This window comes from Acidovorax sp. 22279, from assembly GCF_052045435.1.
In the GTDB taxonomy this organism is placed as follows: Bacteria; Pseudomonadota; Gammaproteobacteria; order Burkholderiales; family Burkholderiaceae_C; genus Acidovorax; species Acidovorax delafieldii.
This window is the reverse complement of sequence record NZ_JBQEOV010000015.1, coordinates 81170-107101: the sequence shown is the minus strand read 5'-3', so window position 1 is coordinate 107101 and position 25932 is coordinate 81170. Positions and strand designations below refer to the sequence as shown.

Genomic DNA, 25932 nt, shown 5'->3' with positions numbered 1-25932 from the left:
GCTCCGTGGAAATTTGCTTTCATTTCGATAGCATCTGGCGCATGATTCACTAGCGCTAGAGGCCTATTGGGCTTGAAATTTTGATGTGTATGGGTTGTCATGGCTGCTTCACTTCCACCGCACGCGGTACTGCGTCAGCAGCCCGGCCACCAGCACCGCAATCAGCGAAGTCGCCACGATCACATCCGCAATGTAGGTAGGCACGCCCACCGCGCGGCTCATGCTGTCAGCCCCCACCAGCACGCCCGCCACGAAGGTGCCCGCTGCAATCACGCCCAGCGGGTGCAGTCCGGCCAGCATGGCGATCACAATGCCGCTGTAGCCGTAGCCGGGCGACATGTCGAGCGTTACATAGCCAGTGCGACCGGCCACTTCGATGGCGCCAGCCAAGCCTGCGAGCCCGCCGGAGAGCAAGGCGACCAGCACCACCGTGCGGGTGATGGGCACGCCCGCAAAGGCAGCAGCGCGTGCATTGGCTCCCGCAGCACGAATGTCAAACCCCGGCACCGTGCGTGCCAGCAGCGCCCACAGCATCACGGCCAGCGACACGGCCCACAGCAGCCCCGTGTGCAGCCGCGTCTGAGGCACCAGCTTGGAGAGTTCCAGGTCGCCCTGTAATGCCACACTCTGCGGCCAGCCCATGGAGAGCGGGTCTTTCATAGGCCCATCCAACAGGGCCGACACCAGCAGCAGCATGATGAAGTTGAGCAGCAGTGTGGTGACCACCTCGTCCACGCCCAGCCGCGCCTTCATCAGCGCCGGGCCCAGCAGCAGCGCTGCGCCTGCCAGCGCGGCCGCCAGCATCATCAGCGGAAAGAGCACGTAGGGCGACCACTCCAGCCCCGTGCCCCCGTGCATGCCGCCCACGGCCACGGCGGCCAGCGCCCCGGCGTAAAGCTGCCCCTCGGCCCCAATGTTGAACAGCCGCGCCCGGAAGGCCACGGCCGCTGCCAGTCCAGTCAGGATCAGTGGCGTGGCGCGGGTGAGGGTTTCGGTCAGTGCAAACACCGAGCCGAACGCGCCCTGCAGCAGCAGCGCATAGGTCTGGCCCACGGGCGCCCCGGCCCACAGCACCAGCAGGGCGCTGACGATCAGTGTGAACACCACGGCGCCCACCGGCGCCAGCAGGTAGGCGGCGGGGGAGGTGTGGTTGCGTTTTTCAAGTCTCATGCTGGGTTGTTCTTGTTGTTGTCGCTCAATGGGCAGCGCCCGCCATGGCCAGGCCGATGGCTTCGCGTGTCCAGTCTTCGGCGCGTCGCGCCTCGCTCAGTTGTCCGTCGTGCATGACGGCCACACGGTCACCCAGCGCCAGCACTTCGTCCAGATCGTCCGAGATCAGCAGCACGGCCGCTCCCGCATCGCGTGCGTTGATGAGCTGCTGCTGCACAAACATCACTGCGCCAATGTCCAGCCCCCAGGTGGGCTGGTGGGCCACGATCAGCATGGGTGCCCCCACGCTCCCCGCTGCGCGTGGTTCGCTGCCCCCCAAGGGGGCTGCATCGCCTTGGGGCGGCCCGGCGGCGATGCGTGGGGCTTGTGCCGAGTTACCCGCTGCGTCCTGTGGCGGCATCAGCGCCCGGCCCAGGATGAGCTTTTGCATGTTGCCGCCCGACAGCGACCGGGCGGGGGTGTCCGGCCCGCCGCCGCGCACGTCAAAGGTCTCGGCCACGCGCCGTGCATGCTGGCGCGCAGCGCGGCGTTTGACCCAGAAGGCACGGAACCACGTGTGCGCAAACCAGGGGCCGCGCAGGCGTTCGGCCACAGCGTTCTCCCACACGGGCAGGTCGCCCACCACGCCCACGGCGTGGCGGTCTTCGGGGATGCGGGCCACGCCCTGGCTGACCAGCCATGCGGGGCGGGCTTGCAACGGTGCGCCACGCAGCGTGACCTGGCCCGTGGAGGCGCTGCGTACGCCGCACAGCAGGTCGGCCAGTGCCACCTGGCCGTTGCCGCTCACGCCCGCAATCGCCACGATCTCGCCTGCGCGCAAGCTGAGGGACACATCGTTCAGCCGGTCGCGCCCCGTGGGGCCGGTGCTGACGTTGGTCAGGGTGCAGATGGGCTCGCCCACCTTCTTGGCGGGGCGGCGCCCGGCCGCCTCGATCGCATGGCCCACCATCCATTGCGCCAGTTGCCCCTGGGTGGTGCCCTGCGCAGGCGCCTCTGCCACCAGCTTGCCCTGGCGCAGCACGGCCACGCGGTGCGATACACGCAGCACCTCGCCCAGCTTGTGGCTGATGAAGATGATGGACAGGCCCTGCGCCACCATCTGCGCCAGGGTGTCGAACAGCGCCTCGCTCTCCTGCGGGGTGAGCACGGCGGTGGGTTCGTCCAGGATCAGGATCCGGGCACCTCGGTAGAGCGCCTTCAGGATTTCGACGCGCTGGCGCTCGCCCACCGAGAGGCTGCCCACCTTCGCATCGGGGCTCACGGGTAGGCCAAACTGCTGCGACACGGCCAGCAGCTTTGTGCGCGCCTCGCTGCGGCGCGAGAAGGGCTGCCACAGCGGCTCGCTGCCCAGCAGCACGTTGTCCAGCACCGTGAGGTTGTCGGCCAGCGTGAAGTGCTGGTGCACCATGCCAATGCCCGCCGCCAGCGCTGCACGCGGCTGGCCGGACGGCAGGGGCTGGCCAAAGACTTCGATGCTGCCTTCGTCGGCCACGTAGTGCCCGAACAGGATGGACATCAGCGTGGACTTGCCTGCGCCGTTTTCGCCCAGCAGGGCCAGCACCTCGCCGCGTGCCAGGGTAAGGTTGATGCTGTCGTTGGCGACGAGCTTGCCGAAGCGTTTGGTGATGCCCGACAGGCGCAGGACGGGTTCCATGTCAGGCCTCCGCAGTGCTGCGCGCTGGCTGCGGTGGGCTCTCACTCCCTCTCCCTTCGCGGGAGAGGGCTGGGGAGAGGGGGCTCCGCGCTAAAGCCAGGCAGAGCGCGTGCTTCCACGCGCCCCCTCTCCCCAACCCCTCCCCCGCGAGGGGGGAGGGGCTACCGGCGCATCGCGATGGCCGTTGTGGGTTCATTGCGCTCATTTCCAGGCCGCCAGAAACGCCCGCAGCACCTTGGCCGAATTGGCGGCCGCCAGGCCCATGAAGGTATCCATTTCGTTCTCGCCATCACCACCACCGGCGAGATCGCTCAGCGACCGGAAGGCGATGTAGGGCACGCCGTTGCTGTGCGCCACCATGGCGGTGGCGGCGGTTTCCATGTCGAGCACGTTGGCCTCGAAGGTCTTGAAGGCGTATTCGCGGAAGGCCTTGTTGTCCACAAAGGCCTGGCCCGACACGCCGTTGCCGCCCACCACCAGCTGCGGGTGCTGCTTGAGGCAGGTGGCGGCCAGGCAATGCTCCAGGCCCACGTTCTGCAGGCTGCGGGCAGTGGCCAGCATCTTCGGGTCGGCCTCAAACCAGAACTTCTTGATGATCTGGGGGTTGGCGGCCGTCCGAACCTCTACCGGGCGTGGGTGCATCATGCCGAAGGCGGGCATCGTCAGCTCGCTTTTCATCCAGGCGGGGGCACTGTACTGGCCGGGTTGGTCTTCGCGCGCCATGAGCCATTCCATGTACTGGCCCCACTGTGCAGGCACCGTCACGTCGCCAATGTGCAGGCTCGGGTTCACGCCACCGGCAATGCCGCTGAACACCACGTGGCTCACATTGAAGCGGTCCAGCACCAGCTGCGTGTTCATGGCCGCGTTGGTCATGCTGATGCCGGAGAGGAACACCACCACCGGCTTGCCTTCGAGCGTGCCAGTGGTGAATTCGACGCCGTTGATGCTGTGTTTGGCGGGCTGTTGCACCTGGGGCAGCAGCATGGTCAGCTCGGGCGCAAAGGCGGAGATGACGGCGATGCGGGGTGTGTCGTCCAGCCGCACGGCTGTTTTGCCAGGCGAGGTGGCGGCACAGCCCGCGACCACGGCGGCCAGGGCCAGGGCGCCCAGCAGGCGGGTGCACCGGGTTGTCAGAGTCGGCTTTGTGGTGTGGTGTGAAAACATGGTGGGTGAGCCTTGTCGGTGTGCAATAGCGGTGAGCATCAAAACAAACAGGCCACCGCTTTGCTGGGGTGGCCTGTGCACAGAAGTTGAGGACGCGGGCAAGGCGCCCGCTGCACCGGTGCTTACTTGGCCGTGGACTTGGGCTGGCTGTCGTCCACCTTCACGGTGAACTTGCCGGCCAGGATGTCGGCCTCCTTGGCCTTGACCTTGGCGACGATGTCGGCCGGCACCTTCTTCTCGAATGTGCCCAGGGGCGCGAGTTCAGAGCCCTTGTGCTTCATCATCGAATAGGGGCCGTAGTCCTCGGCGGCGAACTTGCCGTCCTTGACCAGCTTGAGTGCGCGCTCGATGCTGGGCTCCATATGCCACAGGGCCGATGCGACCACGGTGTCGGGGTACTGCTCTTGCGTGTTGATCACGTTGCCAATGGCGAGCTTGCCTTTTTCCTTGGCGGCGTCGCTCACGCCAAAGCGCTCGGCGTAGAGCACGTCGGCGCCCTTGTCGATCATGGCGAAGGTGGCTTCCTTGGCCTTGGGCGGGTCGAACCAGCTGTTGATGAAGGTAATGGTGAACTCGACCTTGGGGTTGGTCTCTTTGGCGCCCGCCATGAAGGCGTGCATCAGGCGGTTGACCTCGGGGATGGGGAAGCCGCCCACCATGCCGATCTTGTTGGTCTTGGTCATGCCGCCAGCCACCATGCCGCTGAGGTAGGCAGGCTCCTGGATGTAGTTGTCGAACACGCTGAAGTTGGGCGCCTGCGGCTTGCCCGACGAGCCAAGCAGGAAGGACGTCTTGGGGAAGTCCTTGGCCACCTTGCGGGCGGCGGCTTCTACCGCAAAGGCCTCGCCCACGATGAGCTGGTTGCCGCCGGTGGCGTACTCGCGCATCACGCGCTCGTAGTCGGCGTTGCTCACGTTTTCGCTGGCCTTGTATTCGATCTCGCCGCGTGCTTCGGCGGCCTTGAGTGCCTTGTGGATGCGGCTGACCCATTGCTGTTCAAAAGGCACCGTGTAGATCGCCGCGACCTTGAGCTTGGACTGCGCGAAGGCCAGAGAGGGCGCCATCGCCATGGCGGCCGAGAGGGCCATGGAGGTGCAGAGCAGGCGTCCGGTGAAGATGCGGCGAGTGGTCATGGTGGGGTTCCTTCAGACAAGCGAACAAGGGGTTGAAGATGTCTTGGTGAAGCAAGGAGCGCGCCAAGTGGCTCCCTCCAGGCGGCAAACCGCTGGCAAGTCTGCCAGAGGAAAGCCACCAAGTGGTAAAAATTTGCGGACGCGAACGAACCACCATGAAAAAAGCCACCGCCGGGCACAACGGCCCTGCGGTGGCTGGTGCATGCCCCGGCGGCTATGCGCTTATTTGGTGCCGAAGATCCGGTCACCCGCATCGCCCAGGCCCGGCAGGATGTAGCCGTGGTCGTTCAGCTCGCGGTCGATGGCGGCGGTGAAGATGGGCACGTCGGGGTGGGCCTTCTGCAGCGTGGCCACGCCTTCAGGGGCGGCCAGCAGGCAGACGAACTTGATGGAGCGGGGGTTGAGCTTCTTGAGGCGGTCCACGCAGGCGGCGGCCGAGTTGCCAGTGGCCAGCATCGGGTCCACCACGATGATGTCGCGCTCGTCCATCTCGGACGGCATCTTGAAGTAGTACTCCACGGGCTGCAGCGTGGCCGGGTCGCGGTACAGGCCGATGTGGCCCACGCGGGCGCCGGGCACCACGTTGAGCATGCCGTCCAGAAAGCCGTTGCCCGCGCGCAGGATGGAGACCAGCACCAGCTTCTTGCCATCGATCATCTTGCCGGTCATGGTCTCCAGCGGGGTTTCGATCTGCACATCCTGCAGCGGCATGTCGCGGGTCACTTCGTACGCCATCAGCGTGGACAGCTCGCCCAGCAGGCGGCGAAAGCTGTTGGTGCTGGCGTCTTTCTTGCGCATCAGCGTGAGCTTGTGCTGGACGAGGGGGTGGGTGATGACGGTGACGTTGCTCATGGGGAACCTGAAAGGAGAAGGGCAGAGGCCTTTGCGCTGACGAACAGGCGCGCTCTGCCGCGCGGTGAGTGAAAAAGTGGGGGCTAGTCTGCCAGAAACCGTGCCAGGCGCGACAAATCGACGTTGCCACCGCTGATGAGAATGCCGACGCGCGCGCCGTGGATGTCCACGTTGCCATGCTGGGCCCCGGCGAATGCCAGGGCGCCCGTGGGCTCGACCACGATCTTCATGCGCTCGGCAAAAAAGCGCAGGGATTCGACCAGCTGCTCGTCGGTAGCGGTGACCATGTCGTCGGCCAGGCGCTGGATGATGGGGAAGGTGAGCTGGCCCAGCGCCTGGGTTTGTGCGCCGTCGGCAATGGTGTGGGGCGTGGGGATCTGCACGACATGCCCGGCCTTGACCGACTGCTGGCCGTCGTTGCCCGCTGCGGGCTCCACCCCAACCACCCGGCATTGCGGCGCCAGGGCCTCGGCGGCCAGCAGGCTGCCCGCCAGCAGGCCGCCGCCACCGACGCAGACGAAGAGGTAGTCCAGGTCGGGCACTTCTTCAAAAAGCTCCTTGGCCGCCGTGCCCTGGCCCGCGATCACATGGGGGTGGTCGAACGGTGGGACCAGCGTCATGCCGCGCTCCAGCGCCAGGCGGCGGCTGATGGCTTCGCGGTCTTCGGTGTAGCGGTTGTAGGTGACGACCTGGGCGCCATAGTCGCGCGTGGCGGCCATCTTGGAGGCGGGGGCGTCCTCGGGCATGACAATGGCAGCAGGCATGTCCAGCAGCCGGGCCGACAGTGCAATGGCCTGGGCGTGGTTGCCCGCCGAGAAGGCGAGCACACCGCGTTCGCGCTGCTCGTCGGTGAACTGGGCCAGGGTATTGAACGCGCCCCGGAACTTGAACGCGCCGGTGCGCTGCAGGTTCTCGCACTTGAAGAACAGCTGCGCGCCCAGCCGCTCGTCGGCGGTGCTGGAGCGCAGCACGGGCGTGCGGTGCGCCATGCCCTTGAGCCGGTGCGCGGCAGCGGCCACATCGTCGTAGGTGGGTGGGGTCAGGCTGGGCAGCGTCATGGTGGCGGCATCCTTGTGGACAGGGCTGGAAGACGGCCATACCTGGCGCAGCCCTTGAAGCCTGATGATAGCCCTTTGCCTCGCCATTTCAAGCAAAAGGGCTTGCAAGCGCTAGTGCTGCATGCCTGGGCAGCTATACATTTTGATGTGGCACATGCCCGTGCGCGCACCACAACCCGGGCCGCATGGCGCGGCCCGGCGGCGCTCAGCCCAGCTCGCTGAACCGCTGCAAGGGTGTGAGCGCCGGGAACTCGCCCGCTCGTTTTTGCTTCATGGCCGTGACCGATTCGCGCACATGCTGGTTGCTCCAGATGGCGCCTTGCAGCCAGCCCATCTGGCGCAGGCTGTCTTCCACGCTGTGGTCGCGCGCGTAGTTCACGGCCTGCTTGGTGCCCCAGATGGCCACCGGGGGTTTGGACGCGATCTCTTTGGCGCACTGCAGCGCGGCAGCCAGCATGGCCTCTTGCGTGTCGAACACCTCGTTGACGAGGCCATAGTCCAGGGCGTTGGCGGCGCTCAGGCGGCGGCCGGTGTAGGCCAGTTCTTTGACCACACCCAGCGGAATGAGCTTGGGCAGGCGCTGCAGCGTGCCCACGTCGGCCACCATGCCGATGTTGATCTCCTGGATGCAGAAGAACGCATCCTGCGTGGCATAGCGGATGCAGCCTGCGGTGACCATGTCCACCGCGCCGCCGATGCAGCCGCCGTGGATGGCCATGATCACGGGGATGCGCAGGTTGTCGATGCGGGTGAAGGTGGCCTGCATGTCGGTCAGCAGGTCGAAGATGGCGGCCCGGCCTTCGGGGCTCTGGTCGTCCATCGTGATGGCGCCGCCAAAGGTCTCCAGCGCCATCCCGGCGCTGAAATGTTTGCCGGTGCTGCTGATGACCAGCGCCCGCGCCTCGCCCGCCTGGTGCAGCTGGGCCAGCACCGCGTCCAGCTCGCGCCAGAAGGTGGGATGCATGGTGTTCATGGCCTCGGGTTTGTTCAGAACCAGATGGGCCACGTGGTCAGTGATGCTGAGGGAAAAGCAGGTGAGGGTGTTCATGGGGTGCCACTGTAGACCGGTGGGTGCAGGCCCGGTCGTCGCCTGGGTGACTGGGCGTGATTTCAGGCCATTTTGGCTGCATGCGCTAGTGCATCATGCCTGGGTAGCTATCAAAAAGAGAGTGATTGGGGTTGGCGTTGTGCCGCCCGTGGGGCCGGTGGACCAGGCGCTCAGTCCCCGCCGCCACCACAACCGCCGCCGTCGCCCCCGCCATCCCCGCCGCCGTCACTGCCGGCATCCGAACTCTCGGCGCCGCCAAAGTCGCCCGAGCTGCCGCTGTAGCTGCCGTCCGAAAAACTGGTGCCGCAGTAGCTGTCGCCGCCGCTGCCGCCCGCGTCGCTCTTGCGGGCAATGTCGGAGCAGTCGGGCACGTAGGTGAAGCCCCCGGCAATGGCGAACTTGGCGTCCAGTGCAAACAGCAGGGGCAGGCGGCTGGGCGCCTTGGGGTCGATGGATTCTTCCTTGCACACCCAGTACCAGCAGCGGCGCAGGCCGTCGTTGTGGCGCGCCTTGTGGCCCAGCGCCTCGGCGGGTGTGTGGTGCAAAAAGAAACCCAGTGCGTTCTGGCACCACAGTTTGTACGCCTGCGTGTGCAGGATGAATTCGTGCCACAGCGCATCGACCGCCTTGGAGGGCATGGCCACAAACTGCTGGTTGCTGCGCAGGCAGGCCATGAAGAACTGGCGAAGGCCGCGTTCCACCAGCTCACAGTCGCGGGTGCTCAGGTGGGGGTAGGTTTCGCGCAGCTTGCGCTGCAGAAAGCGGGGCAGGGGAGCCTCGCGGATGTAGCGCTGGCGCACTGCGTTGGTCCACTGGATCACCAGCGCCGTGAATATCACGGTGGCAATGAAGTACAGGACCCAGGGCCAGCGCAGGCGCCAGGCGCCTGCAAAGATCCCGAGGATGGCTGCCACCCACACCCCAATGGCCAGCAGCATGACCTTGCCGCCCCAGCGCAGCAGAACGTTTTCAATGCGTGTCATCGTCCCTCCTTCTTTTTGTTGTTGTGTATGGCGATTTCACGGCGGTCATGTGACTGATTTGTGACGAATTGCGCAGTGTCGCCAAACAGTCACAGGCGCCTGGTGATGCGCTTTGGCAGGGGAGGCAAGCCGCCAGGGGCGCAGGCGTATTGTGGCGCCGGTCTGGGACACCTGGCGCCGTATCACCGAGGTCAGCGGCGCTTGCTGCCGCCGCCAAAGATGCCGCCGAGCACGCCCCGCAAAATCTCCTTGCCGATCGTGGTGCCCATGGTGCGCACGGCGGACTTGGCCATGGTCTGCGCCAGGCCGTCACGTTTGCCGCCGCGCGGCCCGGTGCTGCCAAACAGCACATCGTTCAGCCCGCCCAGCAGGCCGCCGCCTTCTTCGGCGGGCGCACCGGTGGCCTCCTTGCCGTTGCCTCCGCCCGCTGCGTTACCCGCCTGCCCGCCGGCTTCGGCGGCGCGGCCCTTGAGTTTTTCGTAGGCCGACTCGCGGTCCACCACCTTTTCATACACACCCGCGACCAGAGAACTGGCCATCAGGGCCTGGCGCTGCTGCGGGGTGATGGGGCCCAACTGGCTGCCGGGAGGCAATACAAACACGCGCTCGGTCACGCTGGGGCGGCCCTTGGCGTCCAGAAAGCTCACCAGCGCCTCGCCCACGGCCAGCTCGGTGATGGCGGTTTCAATGTCCAGGCCCGGCTTTTGCCGCATGGTGGTGGCCGTGGCCTTCACGGCCTTTTGGTCGCGCGGGGTGAAGGCGCGCAGCGCGTGCTGCACGCGGTTGCCCAGCTGGGCCAGCACGCTGTCGGGGATGTCGAGCGGATTCTGGGTGACGAAATACACGCCCACGCCCTTGGAGCGCACCAGTCGCACCACGAGTTCGATGCGCTCGATGAGCACCTTGGGCGCCTCGTTGAACAGCAGGTGGGCCTCGTCGAAGAAGAACACCAGTTTGGGCTGCTCGGGGTCGCCGATCTCAGGCAGCTGCTCGAACAGCTCGGACAGCATCCACAAGAGGAAGGTGGCATACAGGCGCGGCGAATTCATGAGCTTGTCGGCCGCCAGGATATTTACCACGCCGTGGCCGTCCACGGTCTGCATGAAGTCCTGGATGTTAAGCATGGGCTCGCCAAAGAACTGCGTACCGCCCTGCTGCTCGATCTGCAGCAGTCCGCGCTGGATGGCGCCCACGCTGGCGGCGCTCACGTTGCCGTACTCGGTGGTGAAGTCCTTGGCGTTGTCGCCCACATATTGCAGCATGGCGCGCAGGTCCTTCAGGTCCAGCAGCAGCATGCCGTTGTCGTCGGCGATCTTGAAGACCAGGTTGAGTACGCCCAGCTGTGTTTCGTTCAGGTTGAGCATGCGGCCCAGCAGCAGCGGGCCCATGTCCGACGCCGTGGCGCGCACCGGGTGGCCCTGTTCGCCAAACACATCCCACAGCGTGGTGGGGCAGGCCAGCGGCGTGGGCAGGTCAAGGCCCCGCTCCTTGAGCACGCCGGCCAGCTTGTCGCCAATCTTGCCGGGCTGGCTGGCGCCCGTGAGGTCGCCCTTCACATCGGCCATGAATACTGGCACGCCGATGCGGGAGAAGTTTTCCGCCAGGGTCTGCAGGGTGACGGTCTTGCCCGTGCCGGTGGCTCCGGTGATGAGCCCGTGGCGGTTGGCCAGGCCGGGAAGCAGGTGGCATTCAATCGTGTCGTGCTTGGCAATCAGCAGGGGTTCGGCCATTTCGGGTTTCCTCGGGGGTACGGGTTCGGCAAAAAGTAAAATCCATCGACTAGATTAAATCAATACAAAAGGACTTCTCGTGGCAGGACACAGTAAATGGGCGAATATCCAGCACCGCAAAGGGCGCCAGGATGAAAAACGCGGCAAGATCTGGACCCGCATCATTCGTGAAATCACTGTGGCCGCCCGCGCCGGTGGCGGCGACCTGTCAGCCAACCCCCGCCTGCGCCTGGCGGTGGACAAGGCCAAGGCGGCCAACATGCCCGCCGACCGCATCAAATACAACATCGATAAGGCCACGGGCAACGCCGAAGGCCTGACCTACGAAGAAATCCGCTACGAAGGCTATGGCATTGGCGGCGCAGCCATCATGATCGACACCATGACCGACAACCGCGTGCGCACCGTGGCCGAAGTGCGCCATGCGTTCAGCAAACACGGTGGCAACATGGGCACCGAAGGCTCGGTGGTGTTCCAGTTCAAGCACTGTGGCCAGCTGATTTTTGCCCCCGGTACCAGCGAAGACAAGGTGATGGAAGTGGCGCTGGAGGCGGGCGCTGAAGACGTGGTGACCGACGAAGACGGCGCGGTGGAGGTGCTGACCGCCCCAGCCGACTTTGAAGCGGTAAAGAACGCGCTGGAGGCCGCAGGCCTGACGGCCGAGGTGGCGGGCGTGACTATGCGGCCCGAGAACACGATCGAGCTGACCGGCGAAGATGCCGCCAAGATGCAGAAGCTGCTGGATGTGCTGGAAGACCTGGACGACACGCAAGAGGTCTACCACAACGCGGCGCTGTGACTTTGCATCCGTTGATCACCGCTTTTTTCTTGCCCTGACCTGTTTTCCGACTGATATTCCCCCGAATCCCGCCCAGCAGCGCAGCTGCTGTGAGCCGGATTCACAAAAGGTTCCTATGAAAGTACTTGTGATTGGTGGCGGCGGCCGTGAACACGCGATGGCGTGGAAACTGAGCCAGTCCCCCAAGGTGACCAAGGTGTTTGTGGCACCCGGCAACGGTGGCACGGCCCTGAACCCCAAGCTCGAAAACGTGGCGATCTCCGATGTGCGCGAACTGCGCGCGTGGGCCCAGGCCGAAAAGATCGCGCTGACGGTGGTGGGCCCCGAGGCCCCACTGGCGGCAGGTGTGGTCGACGAGTTCCGTGCCAACGGCCTGCGCATCTTCGGCCCCACCAAGGCGGCAGCCCAGCTCGAAAGCTCCAAGGCCTTCTCTAAGGCCTTCATGCGCCGCCATGGCATCCCCACGGCCGACTACGACACCTTTACCGACCCGGTCGCCGCCCACGCGTTTGTGGACCGGCTGGGCGCACCCATCGTCATCAAGGCCGACGGCCTGGCAGCGGGCAAGGGCGTGGTCGTGGCCATGACGCTGCAGGAGGCCCACGACGCGGTGGACTTCATGCTGGTGGACAACAAATACGGTGTGACGCACAACGAAGGCGGCGCGCGCGTGGTGATCGAGGAGTTCCTCGAAGGCGAAGAAGCCAGTTTCATCGTGCTGTGCGACGGCAAGAACGTGCTGGCCCTGGCCACTAGCCAAGACCACAAGCGCTTGAAGGACGGCGACGAAGGCCCCAACACCGGCGGCATGGGTGCGTATTCGCCCGCGCCCGTGGTCACGGCCGATGTGCACGCCCGCGCGATGCGTGAAATCATCCTGCCCACCATCCGGGGCATGGAAAAGGACGGCATTCCCTACACCGGCTTCCTGTATGCCGGCCTGATGATCGACGCCAAGGGCCAGCCCAAGACGCTCGAATTCAATTGCCGCATGGGCGACCCCGAGACGCAGCCCATCTTGATGCGCCTGAAGAGTGACTTCAGCGACGTGATGGCCGCTGCTGCTGACGGCAAGCTCGACCAGATGGAACTGCAATGGGACCGCCGCACCGCGCTGGGCGTGGTCATGGCCGCCCATGGCTACCCGGAGAACCCGCGCAAGGGTGACCCCATCACTGGCCTGCCTGCTGAAGCGGACGATGCCGTGGTATTCCATGCGGGCACGCAGCTGAAGGATGGTGTGGTCAGCGTGACCGGTGGCCGGGTGTTGTGCGTGACGGTGCTGGCCGACAGCGTCAAGCAGGCGCAGCAGCGTGCGTATGACGTGGCACGCGGCATCCAGTTTGATGGCGCGCAGTACCGCCGCGACATTGGCTTCCGTGCCCTGAAGAGCTGATGGCAGACGCTCAGACCTTGAACTCCTCCGATACGGTGACCCGCGTGCGCGGCTACCTGGTGGGCCTTCAGGCCCGCATCACCGATGCGCTGGAAGCCGTGGAAGCCGCTGAAGGCGAGGGCGGCGCACGCTTTCTGGCCGATGCCTGGAGCAAGCCGCCCGGCGAGCCGCTGCAGGGTGACGGCATCACCAAGATCATGGAAGGCGGCCGCGTGTTCGAGCGCGCGGGTTGCGGCTTCAGCCACGTACGCGGCCCGCAGCTGCCGCCTTCGGCCACGCAGCACCGGCCCGAGCTGGCGGGTGCGCCGTTCGAGGCCATGGGCGTGTCGCTGGTGTTCCACCCGCGCAACCCGTATGTGCCCACGGTGCACATGAACGTGCGCATGATCGCCGCCGGCCACCCCGGTCAGGCGCCCACCTGCTGGTTTGGCGGCGGCATGGACCTCACGCCTTACTACGGGTTTGAAGAGGATGCGGTGCACTTTCACCGCACCTGCCGCGATGCGCTCAGCGCCTTTGGCGACGACAAGTACCCCCGCTTCAAGCAATGGTGCGACGAGTACTTTTATCTCAAGCATCGCAGCGAGCAGCGCGGCGTGGGCGGCGTGTTCTATGACGATTTCTCGGAGCTGGGCTTTGAACAAAGCCTGGCGATGACGCAGTCGGTGGGCGATGCCTTTCTGGGCGCCTACCTGCCCATCGTCGAGAAACGTCGGGGCATGCCTCACGGCGAGCGCGAACGCGACTTCCAGCTGTATCGCCGGGGCCGCTATGTCGAGTTCAACCTGGTGTGGGATCGGGGCACGCACTTTGGCCTGCAGTCGGGCGGGCGAACCGAGTCCATTTTGCTGTCCATGCCGCCGCTCGTGTCTTGGTCTTACCAGCGCTCTGACCCAGCCGATTCGGCCGAAGCCGACCTCACGCAGCGTTTTCTGGTGCGGCGCGACTGGCTGGCTGGCGAGTCCGCTGCAGCGGTGTAAAAGCCTTGAAAAGCGCAAAAGCTATAATTTCAATAGCTGCCCGCGCTTTTCACACCAGCGCAAGAGGCCAAAAGCACCTCAAACTCACGCAGCGCCACCGCGCAACAGCTGCGCAACACCCAAGGCGCAGCCCTACTGGTTGCGCGCTGCGTTGCACGCTATATTGATTCCATTTCCTCTCTAATCACCGCCTGATGACCACCTCCACCAAATCGGAAACCGCTGCCAAAAAAGACGTCACCAAACTCCAGCGCGCCATCGTTGATGGCCTGGAAGACGTCAAGGCGCAAGACATCCAGGTCTTCAACACCGAGCATCTCTCGCCGCTGTTTGAACGGGTGATCGTGGCATCGGGTACCTCCAACCGCCAGACCAAGGCCCTGGCCGCCAGCGTACGCGACGCGGTCAAGGAGGCTGGGTTCTCCAAGCCCCGCATCGAAGGCGAAGACAACGGCGAATGGATCATTGTGGACTGTGGCGCGGCTGTGGCGCACATCATGCAACCAGCCATCCGCCAGTACTACCGCCTGGAAGAGCTGTGGGGCGACACCCCCGTGCGCCTGAAGCTCGGCGCAGCCAAGCCGGTGTCCAGCGCGGCAACAGAGTTGGCCGAGAAGAAGTCGGCCCAGAAGGCGGCCAAGTCTGACGCCAAGGCGGCAGGCAAGGCGCCCGCCAAGAAGGCGGCGGCCCCCACCGTAGCCGCCCGTTCGGGCAAGGCCACCGTCAAGGCGGTCGCCAAGACCGCTGCGAAGACTGCTGCCAAAACAGCCCCCAAGCCCGCTGCAAAAACTGCGGCCAAGGCCGCACCTGCCAAATCGGCTGCCAAGACAAGCACCGCCAAGCCAGCCAGCAAGACCACTGGCGCAGTTGCCACCAAGAAGCCCGCAGCCACCAAGACCCCTGTCAAGACGGTGGTGGTCAAGCCCGGTGGCGCCAAGAAGCCAGCGGCCAAGAAGTCGCCAACTGCCAAGTCCCCTGCGCGCGCAGCTGCCAAGCCAGCCTCCGTATCGGGCTCCAAGCCCGCGGCCAAGAAGGCACCTGCTCGCAGCAAGGGCTGATCCGTTTCAGCTGCCGCGCGCTCCATCGCTTGCGCGCGGCAGCGGTGACTCCCTCACGCATCCAGGTTGATCCATGAAGCTGCTGATAGTGGCGGTCGGTCAGCGGGTGCCCGACTGGGCGCAGACCGCGTACGACGATTACGCCAAACGTTTTCCACCTGAACTCAAGGTCGAGCTCAAGGCCGTCAAGACCGAGCCGCGCGGCTCCAAGACGCTGGAGACGCTCTATGCCGCCGAGCGCGAGCGCATCGAGGCGGCCATCCCGCGCGGCACGCGCGTGGTGGCACTGGACGAGCGTGGCACCAACCTCACCACCAAGGCCCTGGCCGAACGGCTCAAGGGCTGGCAACTGGGCGGTGACGACGTGGCATTGGTCATCGGTGGCCCCGACGGGCTGGACCCGGCCTTTCGCCAGGGTGCGCACGAGCGTATCCGCCTCTCGGACCTGACTTTGCCGCACGCCATGGTGCGGGTGCTGCTCATCGAGCAGCTGTACCGCGCCTGGTCGGTGAACGCCGGGCATCCTTACCATCGTGAATGAAGCAGACCCTTTGTGATGATGGTCTGTGCTACTCCTGTTTTCATAGCTGCTGGCGCGTGATGAATAAGCGTATGGGATGTCCTGCATCACTCCCCGCGGTCTGTGATAGCGCGGCCTCGGGCAGTCCGCTGCGTTGCTTTTCTTGCCAATAGCCCGGCTATTGGCTGCAAAAAGACGCCTTGCGGCCTATCCCGATCCGCACTACCACCGACTTGCGAGGGTGATGCAGGACATCCCTAGCCGATTTTTATTCAAAATCCGTTCATGCCCGACTTCATCTACCTCGCCTCCCAGAGCCCGCGCCGCCGCCAGTTGCTTGAACAGTTGGGCGTGCGCCACGAACTGCTGCTGCCCAACGTGGATGGCGACGAGCCCGAAGACGCTGAAGCCATCGAGGTGGTGCTGCCCGGCGAAGCGCCCACAGCGTACGTGGAGCGCGTGACGGCCCTCAAGCTCGACGCGGCCGTGGCCCGGCGTGCACGGCGCCAGTTACCGGATGCGCCCATCCTGTGTTCCGACACCACCGTGGCCCTGGGCCGTACCATCTATGGCAAGCCCGACGATGCCGCGCATGCGGCACGCATGCTGGCTGAACTGGCAGGGCACGAGCACCGCGTGCTCACCGCCGTGGCTCTGCAGGTAGGCACCAAACGGCTGACGGCCCTGTCGGTATCGCGCGTCACTTTCGCGCCCATGGCACCTGTGCAAATCGAGGCGTATGTGGCTACGGGCGAGCCGCTGGGCAAGGCAGGCGCCTACGGCATCCAGGGCCGGGCGGCGGCGTATGTGGAGCACCTGGCGGGCAGCTATTCGGGCATCATGGGGCTGCCGATGTACGAGACCGCGCAGCTGCTGCGCGCAGCGGGCTTTGCGATCTGAGCGACGCCAACCAAAGACAACAACAACGCCATGCAACAAGACATCCTGATCAATTGGTCCCCCCAGGAAACCCGGGTGGCCGTGGTGGAGCACGGCGCCGTGCAGGAGCTGCACATCGAGCGCACGCTGGAGCGCGGTCTGGTCGGCAATGTCTATCTGGGCAAGGTCTCGCGCGTGCTGCCAGGCATGCAGTCGGCCTTTATCGACATCGGGCTGGAGCGTGCCGCCTTCTTGCACGTGGCCGATGTGTGGCAGCGCCAGCCCGATGGCGAGCCGCCCGCATTTGCCCGCAAGAACGAGCCGCAGGTACCGATCGAAAAGCAGGTGTTCGAGGGGCAGGCGCTGATGGTGCAGGTCATCAAGGACCCGATTGGCACCAAGGGCGCGCGGTTGTCCACGCAGATCAGCATTGCCGGTCGCCTGCTGGTGTTTTTGCCGCAGGACGACCATGTGGGCGTGTCGCAGAAGATCCCTCCCGCCGAGCGCGATGCGCTGCGCGCGCGACTGCAGGCGCTGGTGGGCGACAAGTCCACGGGCGGTGGCGGCGGCTTCATCCTGCGCACCAACGGCGAAGATTCCACCGATGCCGAGCTGGCCGAAGACATCGCCTACCTGCGCAAGACCTGGGCGCGCATCAAGGAGGCATCGCTCAAGCTGCCCGCCATGTCGCTGTTGCACCAGGACCTGGACCTGCTGCAGCGCGTGCTGCGCGATCTGGTGGGCGACCACACGCAGACCATCCGCCTGGATTCGATGGAGCAGTTCCAGCGCCTGCGCGCGTTCGGGCAGGAGTTCATGCCCGCAGCCGCGGGCAAGCTGCAGCACTACAAGGGCGAGCGGCCGATTTTTGACCTGTACTCCATTGACGAAGAGGTGGCCAAGGCCCTGGGCCGCCGGGTCGATTTGAAATCGGGCGGCTACCTCATCGTGGACCAGACCGAGGCGCTGACCACCATCGACGTGAACACCGGCGGCTACGTGGGTGCTCGCAATTTTGACGACACCATCTTCAAGACCAACCTGGAGGCTGCACAGGCCATTGCGCGCCAGCTGCGTCTGCGCAACCTGGGCGGCATCATCATCGTGGACTTCATCGACATGGTGCGGGACGACCACCAGCAGGCCGTGCTGTCGGAGTTCAAAAAGCAGCTGGCCCGCGACAGGGTCAAGACCATGTCATCTGGCACCTTCTCGCAACTGGGTCTGGTGGAGATGACGCGCAAGCGCACCCGCGAATCACTGGCACACATGCTGTGCGAGCCCTGCGAGGTGTGCCAGGGCAAGGGCAGCGTCAAAACCGCGCGCAGCGTGTGCTACGACATACTGCGCGAGATCCTGCGCGAAGCTCGCCAGTTCAACCCGCGTGAGTTCCGCGTCGTGGCGTCCGCGCGGGTGGTGGAGCTGTTCCTGGACGAAGAAAGCCAGCACCTGGCCGGCCTCTCGGACTTCATCAAAAAACCCATCTCGCTGCAGGCCGAAAGCGCAATGGGGCAGGAGCAGTACGACATCGTGCTGCTGTAGCAGCACTCCTGATCGACTGAGGGCGTCAGGCCTCTATTTGCATCGCTGGGCGCGCCTGCACCCGCGCCAGCCAGGCCTGCACATGCGGGTGTGCATTGACGGGTGCACCCAGGTACACGCTGTAGCCCAGCACCGACCCCACCACCAGATCCACCAGCGAATAGTCCGCGCCCAGCATCCAGGGCTGGGCGGCCAGGCGGGCATCCAGCAGGGTGAGCAGGTCGTTCAGCCCCGCTGTGGCTGCCTGTGCATGGGCAGGGCTGCGCAGCGCCTCTTCGCCCTGCGTGGCCAACTGCAGGCGCACCAGCACCGTGCCATAGGTCACGTACGCCCAGGTGCACCACGACAGCGCCTGCAGCGCCTCGGGCGTGCCGGCGGCAGGCCACAGGCCACGCTCGATGCCGTAGCTGTGGCCCAGCCACAGGTGGATGGCCAGGGCCTCGAACATGGGCGCACCGTCCACCGTCAGCGTGGGGACCTTGCCGTTGGGGTTCAAGGCGAGATATTCGGGGCGGCGCTGCTCGCCGGTGCGGATGTCGATCTTCACGCGCTCGTGGGGCACGCCCAGCTCGGTGAGTGCGCAGGCAATCGGGGTGGCGCTGGACATGGGGTGCCAGTAAAGGACGATGGACATGGAAAACTCCTTGGTCGTGGTGGAAGAAAAGGTGGAGTCACTGTAAGAACCATTGCGGACAATTTCAGTCCTCGATTCAACGTACAGTGGCGGCATGCTCAGTTCTTCCACACGCCTGTTGCGCCTGCTGTCCCTGCTGCAAACCCGCAGCCACTGGATGGGCCCCGAGCTGGCCGAGCGGCTGGAAGTGCATCCGCGCACGCTGCGGCGCGACATCGATCGCCTGCGCCAGCTGGGCTACCCGGTGCAGGCCAGCAGTGGCGTGGCGGGCGGCTACGCCTTTCGCGCGGGGCAGGCGTTGCCCCCGTTGCTGCTCGACGATGAAGAAGCCCTGGCCGTATCGATTGCGCTGCGCACCGCCACTGCGGGTGCCGTGGGCGGCATTGAAGAGCCCGCCTTGCGCGCCTTGGTGAAACTGGAGCAGGCCATGCCTCTGCGGCTGCGTGAGCAGGTGGACGCGTTGCGCTCCACCATCCTGCCGCTGGACCGCACCGGGCCGGTGGTGGAGGCCTCGCTGTTGGCCACGCTGGCATCTGCCTGCCGCGACCAGTTGCGGCTTGGCTTCTCGTACGAAGACGGCAAGGGGCGCGCTACCCAGCGCTCGGTGGAGCCACAGGGCGTGGTGCACACCGGCATGCGCTGGTACCTGGTGGCCTGGGACTGCGACCGTGGCGACTGGCGCACCTTTCGCATCGACCGCATGGTGGCAAAGCCCGAAGTCGGCGCGCATTTTTCACCGCGCCCCGGGCCGGACGGCGGCGACCTCAAGGCGTATGTGTCCCGCTCCATCACCGCAGCGCCGCACCCCGACCAGGCGCGGGTGGTGCTGCATGCACCTTATACAGAAATGGCGCGACGCATTCCGCAGTCGGCCGGTGTAGTGACGACGCTGGCCAACGGGCAGCAGTGCCAGCTGGAATGCGCGGCCAGCGATGCCCTGGTGTTCTGGCTCATGGCGCTGGATGTGGAGTTTGAGGTGCTGGCGCCCGCGTCGCTGCAGGAGCGGCTGCGCGTGGCGGGAGAGCGGGCGTTGCGTTGCACTGGTTAGGCCTGCGCCGGTGTGGTGCATTTGACTTACCATCCACCGCGGCAGCGCCTCGAGTCTGGCGGGTGTGCGTTGCTGAATATCAAAAATTTGGAGGGAGAAAATATGATCCGTTCCACGAAGGAAGGGCGCTGGTACGCGCGAGGCGCGCTGGCGGGAGTTTTGGCGCTTTCATGGTGCGTCGCCATGGCGCAATCGGGCGATGCGTCGTCTGTGCCGGTGATTTCAAGGCAGCTTCACACGACCTATGACGTTGCCGCAGACGGAAAGTCTTCGGTCACCTTCGCTACAGTCAATCAGATCGTGCATTCCAGTGCGTTGGAGAGGATGAAGTCCTTTTCTTTCTCCTACAGCAGCAGCATTCAGCAGGGCCAGATCGTTGAAGCTTTCACGGAGAAGCCCGACGGCCGCCGCATCGTGGCTCCGCCCAACAACTACCAGACTGAAGTCAGCGACGGGCGCGACGGCAACAAGCCCATGTTCTCGGACCGCTCGCGCATCTCGGTGGTCTTTCCTGATGTGGCCGTGGGTGACTCGGTGGGCGTGATCTACAAGATCGAGGACAAGGTTCCGATGTTTCCTGGGGCATTCTCGACGGTGCAAAGCTTCTCGCCCTACGGTGTGCACCAGGATTCCCGTATTACCGTGCGTGCCCCTCAGGGTTTGAACTTGCGCTTTGAGGCACATGACCTCAAGGAGCAATCCGCCACCGTGCAAAGTGATGTGGTGGTGCGCGAATGGCGCTATCAGAACCCTGTGCCGCGCAGATGGGACGAGGCGGATGCCGGAATCTGGCGGCTGGAAGAGACGCCCGTTTTATTGGTCAGCACCTTCCCGGACTACGAGAGCATCGCCAAGGCCTATGGCGACCGCGCACTGCCCAAGGCGCAGCCCACACCGCGTGTCCGGGCGCTGGCTGAATCAATTGTTGGCAACCAGGCAATTCCGCGTGAGCGCGCGAGGCTGCTGTACGAGTGGGTCTCCACCCAGATCACTTACGGTGGCAACTGCATTGGCGTGGGTGCGGTGGTCCCGCGTGATGTCGATGTGGTGCTGGACAACAAGATGGGTGACTGCAAGGACCACGCTACGCTCCTGCAGGCGCTGCTGGCCGCCGTTGGCGTCCACAGCGAGCAGGTGCTGATTAACTCGGGAAGCCTTTACGACCTGCCCGCAACGCCCGTCGTTTCCACCGTGAACCATGTCATCAACTACCTGCCTGATTTCGGCGTGTATTTGGACGCAACGGCGAAGCAGATTCCGTTTGGCTACCTGCCGGAAGATGCTTACGCAAAGCCTGTGATCCACGTGCGTGAGGGCAAGGCGCTGGCGCAGATTCCTGCGGGCAACCCAGCCCACACGGAACAGCGGATGCACATGGCGCTGAAGCTTGCGGCCAACGGCGGCGCGACAGGCACGCTGCAGGTGCAGATGAAAGGCGCCAAAGCTGCTTACTTGCGTGATTACATGCGCAAATTGCAAGGCGAGAGTGAGCGTGACTTCGTGAAGAAAGTCCTGTCTTCGTCCGGCTGGAAGGGCAAGGGGACGGTCGACAAGGGCGACCTGTCTGGTAGCAAGCTGCTGTCGGACCAGTATGCCTTCAGCATTGCTTTCGATATCGACAACTACCTGTCGTCCAGCGCGCAAGGGGCCTTCCACCTCGGGCCTGTGATCTCCCTGCCCTTGTCGATCTCCAGGCTGGGCGGTGAGCACGAGGACGTCGCGCCGCGCCGCCGCAGCACATGCTTTGGGTACTCGAGCTACGAGACCTACGATCTGGAGCTGGTGCCCGGCGTGGCCTTCACGCAGGTACCTCCCAATATGAAGACGCGAAACAAGCTGATCAATTACAACAGCTCGTATCAGCGAACCAAAAGCGGCTTCAAGGTTGTGCGCGAGCTCAAGGACGCGACGCCGGACGGTATCTGCAGCGCAGAGTACTTGGCGCAATGGAATACGGAGGTCAAGCCGATTTCGGACCATCTACAGCAACAGGTCTTCTACAAGCGTAAAAGCCGTTAACGCCGCTCAAGCCCTGGTCTGCATGCTGCAGGCCGAGCGCGGCATGGTGGTGCTGGTGTAACTCTTGAAGGCCGGGCTTTAGGGTACGAACCGGTACCCGATACCCGCCTCAGTCCGCAAGTGCCGGGGCATGGAGGCGTTGTCCTCCACCTTCTTACGCAGGTTGGCCATGTGCACGCGCACGTAGTGCGTGTCCTCGGCATGGCCTGGGCCCCACACGGCTTTGAGCAGCTGGGCGTGGGTGATGACGCGGTCGGGCTGGGAGGCCAGGTAGGTGAGCAGCTTGTATTCGATGGGCGTGAGGTGCAGGGCCTCGCTGCCATCGCCTTCGCCATTGCTTTGCGTGCGGCGCTCTACCGTGCGGCGGGCCAGATCCACGGTGATGTTGCCGAACTGGATGACGGGTATCGCCTCTGGGCTGGAGGCCCGCTGGCTGCGCCGCAGCTGCGCGCGCACGCGTGCCATCAGCTCGCCGGAGCCAAAGGGCTTGACGAGGTAGTCGTCGGCCCCTGCGTCCAGCGCCGCGATCTTGCTGGCCTCGGCGCTGCGGGCCGAGAGCACGATGATGGGCATGGCCGACCAGGTGCGCAGGTCGCGGATCAAATCCACGCCATCCCCATCTGGCAGGCCCAGGTCCAGCACCACCAGGTCGGGGCGGCGGGTGCCCGCTTCGATCAGGCCGCGCTGCAGGGTGGCGGCCTCGTGCACGGTGTGGCCTTCGGTCTCCAGCGTCAGGCGCACAAAGCGGCGAATATCGGCTTCGTCTTCAACGATGAGGATGTGCGTGGGCAGGTCGGTCATGGCATGGCATGGATGCAAGGGTGTCAGGCGTCGGCGTCATCGCCCAGGTCGGTGGGCGGTGTGCCGCGTGGCAGCAGCAGCGTAAAGCGCGCCCCGGCAGCCTGGCCTTGAGCGTTCAAGATCGTATCGCCCCGAATGCTGCCACCATGCGCCTGAACGATGGCGCGGCAAATCGCCAGCCCCAGGCCCACACCGGGCGTCGCGCTCTCGCGGGCGCCGCGCTCGAACTTTTCAAACAGCAACTCTTCGCGGCCTTTGGGCAGGCCGGGGCCTTCATCGGTGAGGGTCAGTGCCACCGCGTCGCTTTGGGGCTGCGCGCTGATGTGGATGGTGGTGTCTGCGGGGGTGTACTTGGCGGCGTTTTCCAGCAGGTTGACCAGCACGCGCTCCATCAGCACGGCATCGATTTGCAGCAATGGCAGGTCGTCGGGCAGTGTCACTTCAACCCGGTGCGCAGCGATGGCCGGGGCACTGGCGGCGAGGGCGCTGCCCACCACTTCTTCCAGCGGCTGCCAGGCCTTGTTGAGTTGTACGGCCCCGGCCTCCAGGCGGGCCATGTCCAGCAGGTTGTTGACCAGTGCGCTCATGCGCTGGGCCGATTGCTGGATGGCGCCGGTCAGTTCTTGTTGATGGGCAGGCAGGGGCGGCTGCACCATGGCCAGTGATTCGGCCAGGCCGACCAGTGAGGCCAGCGGAGTGCGCAGGTCGTGCGAGATGGCCGAGAGCAGCGAGTTGCGCAGCCGCTCGGACTCGATCTGCACCGTGCTCTTTTGTGCCACGTCGATGTAGTGGATGCGTTCCAGCGAGATGGCCAGCAACGAGGCGCAGGTCTGCAGCAGGCGGCGCGGTTCCACCCCAGGCACCTCTCCTTGGGGCATGGCCACCACCAGCACGCCACGGATGCGCATGGGCGCCTTGAGCGGCAGCACCAGCGTGGGGCTGGAGTGCAAGGTGTCGGTGCCCCGGCCTGCGGGCTCGCCGCGCTCGAATGCCCATTGCGCCACGGCCATGTCCACGGGGGCGGTGCCTCCGGGCAGCACCTGCAGGCGGTTGTCATCGTCGGCCACCACCAGCGTGCTGCCTGCGCTGAACTCGCCCGTGATAAAGCGTGCGCCAATCTCGGCCACCTGCTCGGGCAGCAGGGCTGCAGACAGGTCACGCGCCATGTCGTATAGGCTGCGCACGCGGTGTTCGCGGTCGGTGGCGGCCTCGGCCTGCACCTTGAGCCCGGCGGTGAGCTGGCCCACCACCAGGGCCACCACCAGCATCACCGCAAAGGTGACGACGTACTGCGCGTCGCTCACCGCAAAGTTGAAGCGGGGCGGCACAAAGAAGAAGTCAAAAAACCCCACGCCCAGGAACGCCGCCATGATGGCCGGGCCGCGACCAAAGCGCAGCGCCACCCCCACCACCACCAGCAAAAACAGCATGACGATGTTGGTCAGCTCCAGCACGTTGGCCAGCGGTGTGGCAATGACGGCGGCAATGCAGCAGGCCAGGGCGGCGGCGATGTAGCCGGGCCAGAATGCAGCGCGGGGGGCTGCGGTGCTGGTGCGGGTGGTTTTGCGTTCGGTGGTATCGGCGCTGCGGCTGGGCAGTGTGCCCACCTGCAGCAGGTCCAGGTCGCTGGCACTTTGTCCGATCTGCTCGGCCAGCGTGGCCTGCCACGGCCAGCGCCGGGTGCTGCGCCCCATGACCACACGCACAAGGTTGTGTTCGCGCGCATAGCGCACCAGGGCCTGGGCGGGCTGGGCTGCGGGCAGCACGGCGCAGGCGGCGGCGCCCAGTTGCTGCGCGATCTTCAGCGTACGCTCCACCTGCGGGTGCAGGGTGGCCGACTGGCCTTGCTGCTCGGGCGTTTCCACATGCACGGCGTGCCACGGCAGGTCGAGCTGGGCGGCCAGGCGGGCGCAGCTGCGCACCACCTTTTCGGCGTTGTCGCCCGTGCCCACGCAGGCCAACAGGGCTTCGCGGTTGGGCCACACGGCCTCTGGCGTGGTGGTGCTGGCGCGGCGGTAGGCGCGCATTTCGTCGTCCACGCGGTCGGCGGTGCGGCGCAGGGTCAGCTCACGCAGGGCCAGCAGGTTGCCTTTGCGAAAGAAGTTGGCAGCGGCACGCTCTGCCTGCTGGGGCAGGTAGACCTTGCCGGCTTTGAGGCGCGCCAGCAGCTCGTCGGGCGGCAGGTCGACCACCACCACTTCGTCGGCAGCGTCAAAAAACTGGTCGGGCACCGTCTCCCACACGCGGATGCCGGTGATACCGCTGACGATGTCGTTCAGGCTCTCCAGGTGCTGCACGTTCATGGTGGACCACACGTCGATGCCTGCGGCCAGCAGTTCTTCGGCGTCTTGCCAGCGTTTGGGGTGGCGCGATCCGGCCACGTTGCTGTGGGCCAGCTCGTCGAGCAGCACTAGGCCTTCGGGGTGCGCGGCGCCCCAGGCCAGGGCGGCGTCCAGGTCAAACTCGGGCAGGGTGCGGTCTTTGTAGGGCAGGGCGCGCAGCGGCAGGCGCGGCAGGTGTGCGGTCAGCGCCTCGGTGTCGGTGCGGCCATGCGTTTCGACCACGCCGATGGTGACGGGCAGGCCCTGCGCCTGCGCCGCCCGGGCGGCGGACAGCATGGCAAAGGTCTTGCCCACCCCGGCGCAGGCGCCAAAAAACACCTTGAGCCGCCCGCGCTGCTGCTGGGCCTGCTCTTGCTGGATGCGCTGCAGCAGCGCGTCGGGGTCGGGGCGATCCTGCATGGGCACAGTGTATCCACCAATTTGATGTCGAATAGGCCTCAAGCGCTAGTATCAATTGCGCTGATAGCTATTTATTTGATAGCGAATCGAGTGCCAGATTCAAGGCCAGAACGTTCACACGCGGCTCGCCCAGCAGGCCCAGCCAGGGGGTGTCGGTGTGCTGCTGTACCAAGGCTTGCACTTGTCCCACGGGCAGGCCTCTGGCACGGGCCACGCGTTCGCTCTGGTAGGCCGCGGCTGCCGGGCTGATGTGTGGGTCCAGCCCGCTGGCCGACGCGGTGACCAGGTCCACGGGCACGGGGCGGGTGTTGCCCGGGTCGGCGGCACGGAGCGCTTCAATGCGCGCCTTGACGGTATCGGTCAACGCCGGGTTGGTGGGGCCCAGATTGGAGCCACCCGAGGCCGATGCGTTGTAGGGCATGGGCGCTGTGGCCGATGGGCGGCCCCAGAAGTGGCCAGGCTCGGTGAACGACTGGCCGATCAGCTCGGAGCCCACTGCCTTGCCACCCTGGGTGATGAGGCTGCCGTTGGCCTGGTGCGGGAAGGCCGTTTGTGCGACACCGGTCACGGCCAGCGGGTAGAGCAGGCCGGTGACGATGGACAGCACGACGAACAGCGTGAGGGCAGGGCGCAGCAGGCCGCCTGGGCTGGCGGGCACGTCGTCGCGGGGAATACGGATAGGCATACGATTTTCCTTGTCAGTGATTAGGGCGCTGTGTT

At 65.4% G+C, this 25932-nt stretch carries 22 protein-coding genes; 9 read left to right on the top strand and 13 right to left on the bottom strand.

Annotation, left to right across the window (positions count from 1 at the left end):
- Nucleotides 1–108: 108 nt before the first annotated feature.
- The 9 genes from ACTJKQ_RS19070 to ACTJKQ_RS19030 form a co-directional block, all read right to left on the bottom strand.
- Complete coding sequence (locus tag ACTJKQ_RS19070) at nt 109–1170, bottom strand: ABC transporter permease (RefSeq protein ID WP_440597741.1); 1062 nt, start codon at nt 1168–1170, stop codon at nt 109–111.
- 25 nt (nt 1171–1195) lie between these two features.
- The gene (locus ACTJKQ_RS19065) at nt 1196–2824 is read right to left on the bottom strand and encodes an ABC transporter ATP-binding protein (protein WP_440597740.1); all 1629 of its coding nucleotides are present in this window, start codon (nt 2822–2824) and stop codon (nt 1196–1198) included.
- A 201-nt stretch (nt 2825–3025) separates the two neighbouring features.
- Nucleotides 3026–3991 carry a 5'-methylthioadenosine/S-adenosylhomocysteine nucleosidase gene (locus ACTJKQ_RS19060; RefSeq protein ID WP_440597739.1) on the bottom strand — a complete coding sequence of 322 codons (966 nt, stop codon included), beginning with the start codon at nt 3989–3991 and terminating at the stop codon, nt 3026–3028.
- A 122-nt stretch (nt 3992–4113) separates the two neighbouring features.
- Nucleotides 4114–5124 (bottom strand): BMP family protein, encoded by a 1011-nt coding sequence (locus tag ACTJKQ_RS19055; protein ID WP_440597738.1) that lies wholly within the window; start codon nt 5122–5124, stop codon nt 4114–4116.
- A gap of 222 nt (nt 5125–5346) precedes the next feature.
- Nucleotides 5347–5976: a uracil phosphoribosyltransferase gene (upp, locus tag ACTJKQ_RS19050; protein WP_056062295.1), complete on the bottom strand. Its 630-nt coding sequence runs from the start codon at nt 5974–5976 to the stop codon at nt 5347–5349.
- Between the two features lie 83 nt (nt 5977–6059).
- Nucleotides 6060–7034 (bottom strand): threo-3-hydroxy-L-aspartate ammonia-lyase, encoded by a 975-nt coding sequence (locus ACTJKQ_RS19045; RefSeq protein ID WP_056062298.1) that lies wholly within the window; start codon nt 7032–7034, stop codon nt 6060–6062.
- Between the two features lie 205 nt (nt 7035–7239).
- Nucleotides 7240–8082 carry an enoyl-CoA hydratase-related protein gene (locus tag ACTJKQ_RS19040; protein WP_440597737.1) on the bottom strand — a complete coding sequence of 281 codons (843 nt, stop codon included), beginning with the start codon at nt 8080–8082 and terminating at the stop codon, nt 7240–7242.
- Between the two features lie 170 nt (nt 8083–8252).
- Entirely contained in the window at nt 8253–9065 is an 813-nt protein-coding gene (locus tag ACTJKQ_RS19035) for a glycine-rich domain-containing protein (RefSeq protein WP_440597736.1), read from the bottom strand.
- Between the two features lie 191 nt (nt 9066–9256).
- A complete protein-coding gene (locus ACTJKQ_RS19030; protein ID WP_440597735.1) occupies nt 9257–10795 on the bottom strand; it encodes a helicase HerA-like domain-containing protein in 1539 nt (512 codons plus the stop codon).
- A gap of 79 nt (nt 10796–10874) precedes the next feature.
- On the opposite strand from ACTJKQ_RS19030, the gene ACTJKQ_RS19025 reads away from it, so the two are divergent.
- From ACTJKQ_RS19025 to rng, 7 genes are all read left to right on the top strand, one after another.
- Nucleotides 10875–11594 carry a YebC/PmpR family DNA-binding transcriptional regulator gene (locus tag ACTJKQ_RS19025; protein ID WP_015014275.1) on the top strand — a complete coding sequence of 240 codons (720 nt, stop codon included), beginning with the start codon at nt 10875–10877 and terminating at the stop codon, nt 11592–11594.
- A 115-nt stretch (nt 11595–11709) separates the two neighbouring features.
- Entirely contained in the window at nt 11710–12990 is a 1281-nt protein-coding gene (purD, locus tag ACTJKQ_RS19020) for a phosphoribosylamine--glycine ligase (RefSeq protein ID WP_056062310.1), read from the top strand.
- Nucleotides 12990–13970 (top strand): oxygen-dependent coproporphyrinogen oxidase, encoded by a 981-nt coding sequence (gene hemF, locus ACTJKQ_RS19015; RefSeq protein WP_440597734.1) that lies wholly within the window; start codon nt 12990–12992, stop codon nt 13968–13970. Before purD ends, hemF begins: the two co-directional genes overlap by 1 nt.
- Nucleotides 13971–14164: 194 nt before the next feature.
- Nucleotides 14165–15028: a ribosome silencing factor gene (gene rsfS, locus ACTJKQ_RS19010; protein WP_440597733.1), complete on the top strand. Its 864-nt coding sequence runs from the start codon at nt 14165–14167 to the stop codon at nt 15026–15028.
- 73 nt (nt 15029–15101) lie between these two features.
- A complete protein-coding gene (rlmH, locus tag ACTJKQ_RS19005) occupies nt 15102–15569 on the top strand; it encodes a 23S rRNA (pseudouridine(1915)-N(3))-methyltransferase RlmH (RefSeq protein WP_010458753.1) in 468 nt (155 codons plus the stop codon).
- Between the two features lie 264 nt (nt 15570–15833).
- Nucleotides 15834–16448 carry a Maf family protein gene (locus ACTJKQ_RS19000; protein WP_440597732.1) on the top strand — a complete coding sequence of 205 codons (615 nt, stop codon included), beginning with the start codon at nt 15834–15836 and terminating at the stop codon, nt 16446–16448.
- Nucleotides 16449–16478: 30 nt separating this feature from the next.
- Nucleotides 16479–17969 carry a ribonuclease G gene (gene rng / locus ACTJKQ_RS18995; protein ID WP_056062322.1) on the top strand — a complete coding sequence of 497 codons (1491 nt, stop codon included), beginning with the start codon at nt 16479–16481 and terminating at the stop codon, nt 17967–17969.
- A gap of 25 nt (nt 17970–17994) precedes the next feature.
- Here rng and ACTJKQ_RS18990 read toward each other — a convergent pair whose 3' ends face one another.
- Entirely contained in the window at nt 17995–18603 is a 609-nt protein-coding gene (locus ACTJKQ_RS18990) for a glutathione S-transferase family protein (RefSeq protein ID WP_440597731.1), read from the bottom strand.
- A gap of 94 nt (nt 18604–18697) precedes the next feature.
- On the opposite strand from ACTJKQ_RS18990, the gene ACTJKQ_RS18985 reads away from it, so the two are divergent.
- Both ACTJKQ_RS18985 and ACTJKQ_RS18980 read left to right on the top strand, forming a co-directional pair.
- Nucleotides 18698–19651 carry a helix-turn-helix transcriptional regulator gene (locus tag ACTJKQ_RS18985; RefSeq protein WP_440597730.1) on the top strand — a complete coding sequence of 318 codons (954 nt, stop codon included), beginning with the start codon at nt 18698–18700 and terminating at the stop codon, nt 19649–19651.
- A gap of 102 nt (nt 19652–19753) precedes the next feature.
- Nucleotides 19754–21670, top strand: coding sequence for a DUF3857 domain-containing transglutaminase family protein (locus tag ACTJKQ_RS18980; RefSeq protein WP_440597729.1), 1917 nt, complete (start codon nt 19754–19756; stop codon nt 21668–21670).
- A gap of 78 nt (nt 21671–21748) precedes the next feature.
- Here ACTJKQ_RS18980 and ACTJKQ_RS18975 read toward each other — a convergent pair whose 3' ends face one another.
- The 3 genes from ACTJKQ_RS18975 to kdpC all read right to left on the bottom strand — a co-directional run bounded on the left by ACTJKQ_RS18975 (nt 21749) and on the right by kdpC (nt 25897).
- On the bottom strand, nt 21749–22471 hold the full coding sequence (locus ACTJKQ_RS18975) for a response regulator (RefSeq protein ID WP_440597728.1): 723 nt from the start codon (nt 22469–22471) through the stop codon (nt 21749–21751).
- A 23-nt stretch (nt 22472–22494) separates the two neighbouring features.
- Nucleotides 22495–25212: a DUF4118 domain-containing protein gene (locus tag ACTJKQ_RS18970; RefSeq protein ID WP_440597727.1), complete on the bottom strand. Its 2718-nt coding sequence runs from the start codon at nt 25210–25212 to the stop codon at nt 22495–22497.
- 67 nt (nt 25213–25279) lie between these two features.
- The gene (gene kdpC, locus ACTJKQ_RS18965) at nt 25280–25897 is read right to left on the bottom strand and encodes a potassium-transporting ATPase subunit KdpC (protein WP_108496989.1); all 618 of its coding nucleotides are present in this window, start codon (nt 25895–25897) and stop codon (nt 25280–25282) included.
- Nucleotides 25898–25932 lie beyond the last annotated feature (35 nt).

Coding starts and splice junctions, on each gene's coding strand:
- ACTJKQ_RS19070 (WP_440597741.1), bottom strand. CDS start 1,170: ATGAGACTTGAAAAACGCAACCACACCTCCCCCGCCGCCTACCTGCTG.
- ACTJKQ_RS19065 (WP_440597740.1), bottom strand. CDS start 2,824: ATGGAACCCGTCCTGCGCCTGTCGGGCATCACCAAACGCTTCGGCAAG.
- ACTJKQ_RS19060 (WP_440597739.1), bottom strand. CDS start 3,991: ATGTTTTCACACCACACCACAAAGCCGACTCTGACAACCCGGTGCACC.
- ACTJKQ_RS19055 (WP_440597738.1), bottom strand. CDS start 5,124: ATGACCACTCGCCGCATCTTCACCGGACGCCTGCTCTGCACCTCCATG.
- upp (WP_056062295.1), bottom strand. CDS start 5,976: ATGAGCAACGTCACCGTCATCACCCACCCCCTCGTCCAGCACAAGCTC.
- ACTJKQ_RS19045 (WP_056062298.1), bottom strand. CDS start 7,034: ATGACGCTGCCCAGCCTGACCCCACCCACCTACGACGATGTGGCCGCT.
- ACTJKQ_RS19040 (WP_440597737.1), bottom strand. CDS start 8,082: ATGAACACCCTCACCTGCTTTTCCCTCAGCATCACTGACCACGTGGCC.
- ACTJKQ_RS19035 (WP_440597736.1), bottom strand. CDS start 9,065: ATGACACGCATTGAAAACGTTCTGCTGCGCTGGGGCGGCAAGGTCATG.
- ACTJKQ_RS19030 (WP_440597735.1), bottom strand. CDS start 10,795: ATGGCCGAACCCCTGCTGATTGCCAAGCACGACACGATTGAATGCCAC.
- purD (WP_056062310.1), top strand. CDS start 11,710: ATGAAAGTACTTGTGATTGGTGGCGGCGGCCGTGAACACGCGATGGCG.
- hemF (WP_440597734.1), top strand. CDS start 12,990: ATGGCAGACGCTCAGACCTTGAACTCCTCCGATACGGTGACCCGCGTG.
- rsfS (WP_440597733.1), top strand. CDS start 14,165: ATGACCACCTCCACCAAATCGGAAACCGCTGCCAAAAAAGACGTCACC.
- rlmH (WP_010458753.1), top strand. CDS start 15,102: ATGAAGCTGCTGATAGTGGCGGTCGGTCAGCGGGTGCCCGACTGGGCG.
- ACTJKQ_RS19000 (WP_440597732.1), top strand. CDS start 15,834: ATGCCCGACTTCATCTACCTCGCCTCCCAGAGCCCGCGCCGCCGCCAG.
- rng (WP_056062322.1), top strand. CDS start 16,479: ATGCAACAAGACATCCTGATCAATTGGTCCCCCCAGGAAACCCGGGTG.
- ACTJKQ_RS18990 (WP_440597731.1), bottom strand. CDS start 18,603: ATGTCCATCGTCCTTTACTGGCACCCCATGTCCAGCGCCACCCCGATT.
- ACTJKQ_RS18985 (WP_440597730.1), top strand. CDS start 18,698: ATGCTCAGTTCTTCCACACGCCTGTTGCGCCTGCTGTCCCTGCTGCAA.
- ACTJKQ_RS18980 (WP_440597729.1), top strand. CDS start 19,754: ATGATCCGTTCCACGAAGGAAGGGCGCTGGTACGCGCGAGGCGCGCTG.
- ACTJKQ_RS18975 (WP_440597728.1), bottom strand. CDS start 22,471: ATGACCGACCTGCCCACGCACATCCTCATCGTTGAAGACGAAGCCGAT.
- ACTJKQ_RS18970 (WP_440597727.1), bottom strand. CDS start 25,212: ATGCAGGATCGCCCCGACCCCGACGCGCTGCTGCAGCGCATCCAGCAA.
- kdpC (WP_108496989.1), bottom strand. CDS start 25,897: ATGCCTATCCGTATTCCCCGCGACGACGTGCCCGCCAGCCCAGGCGGC.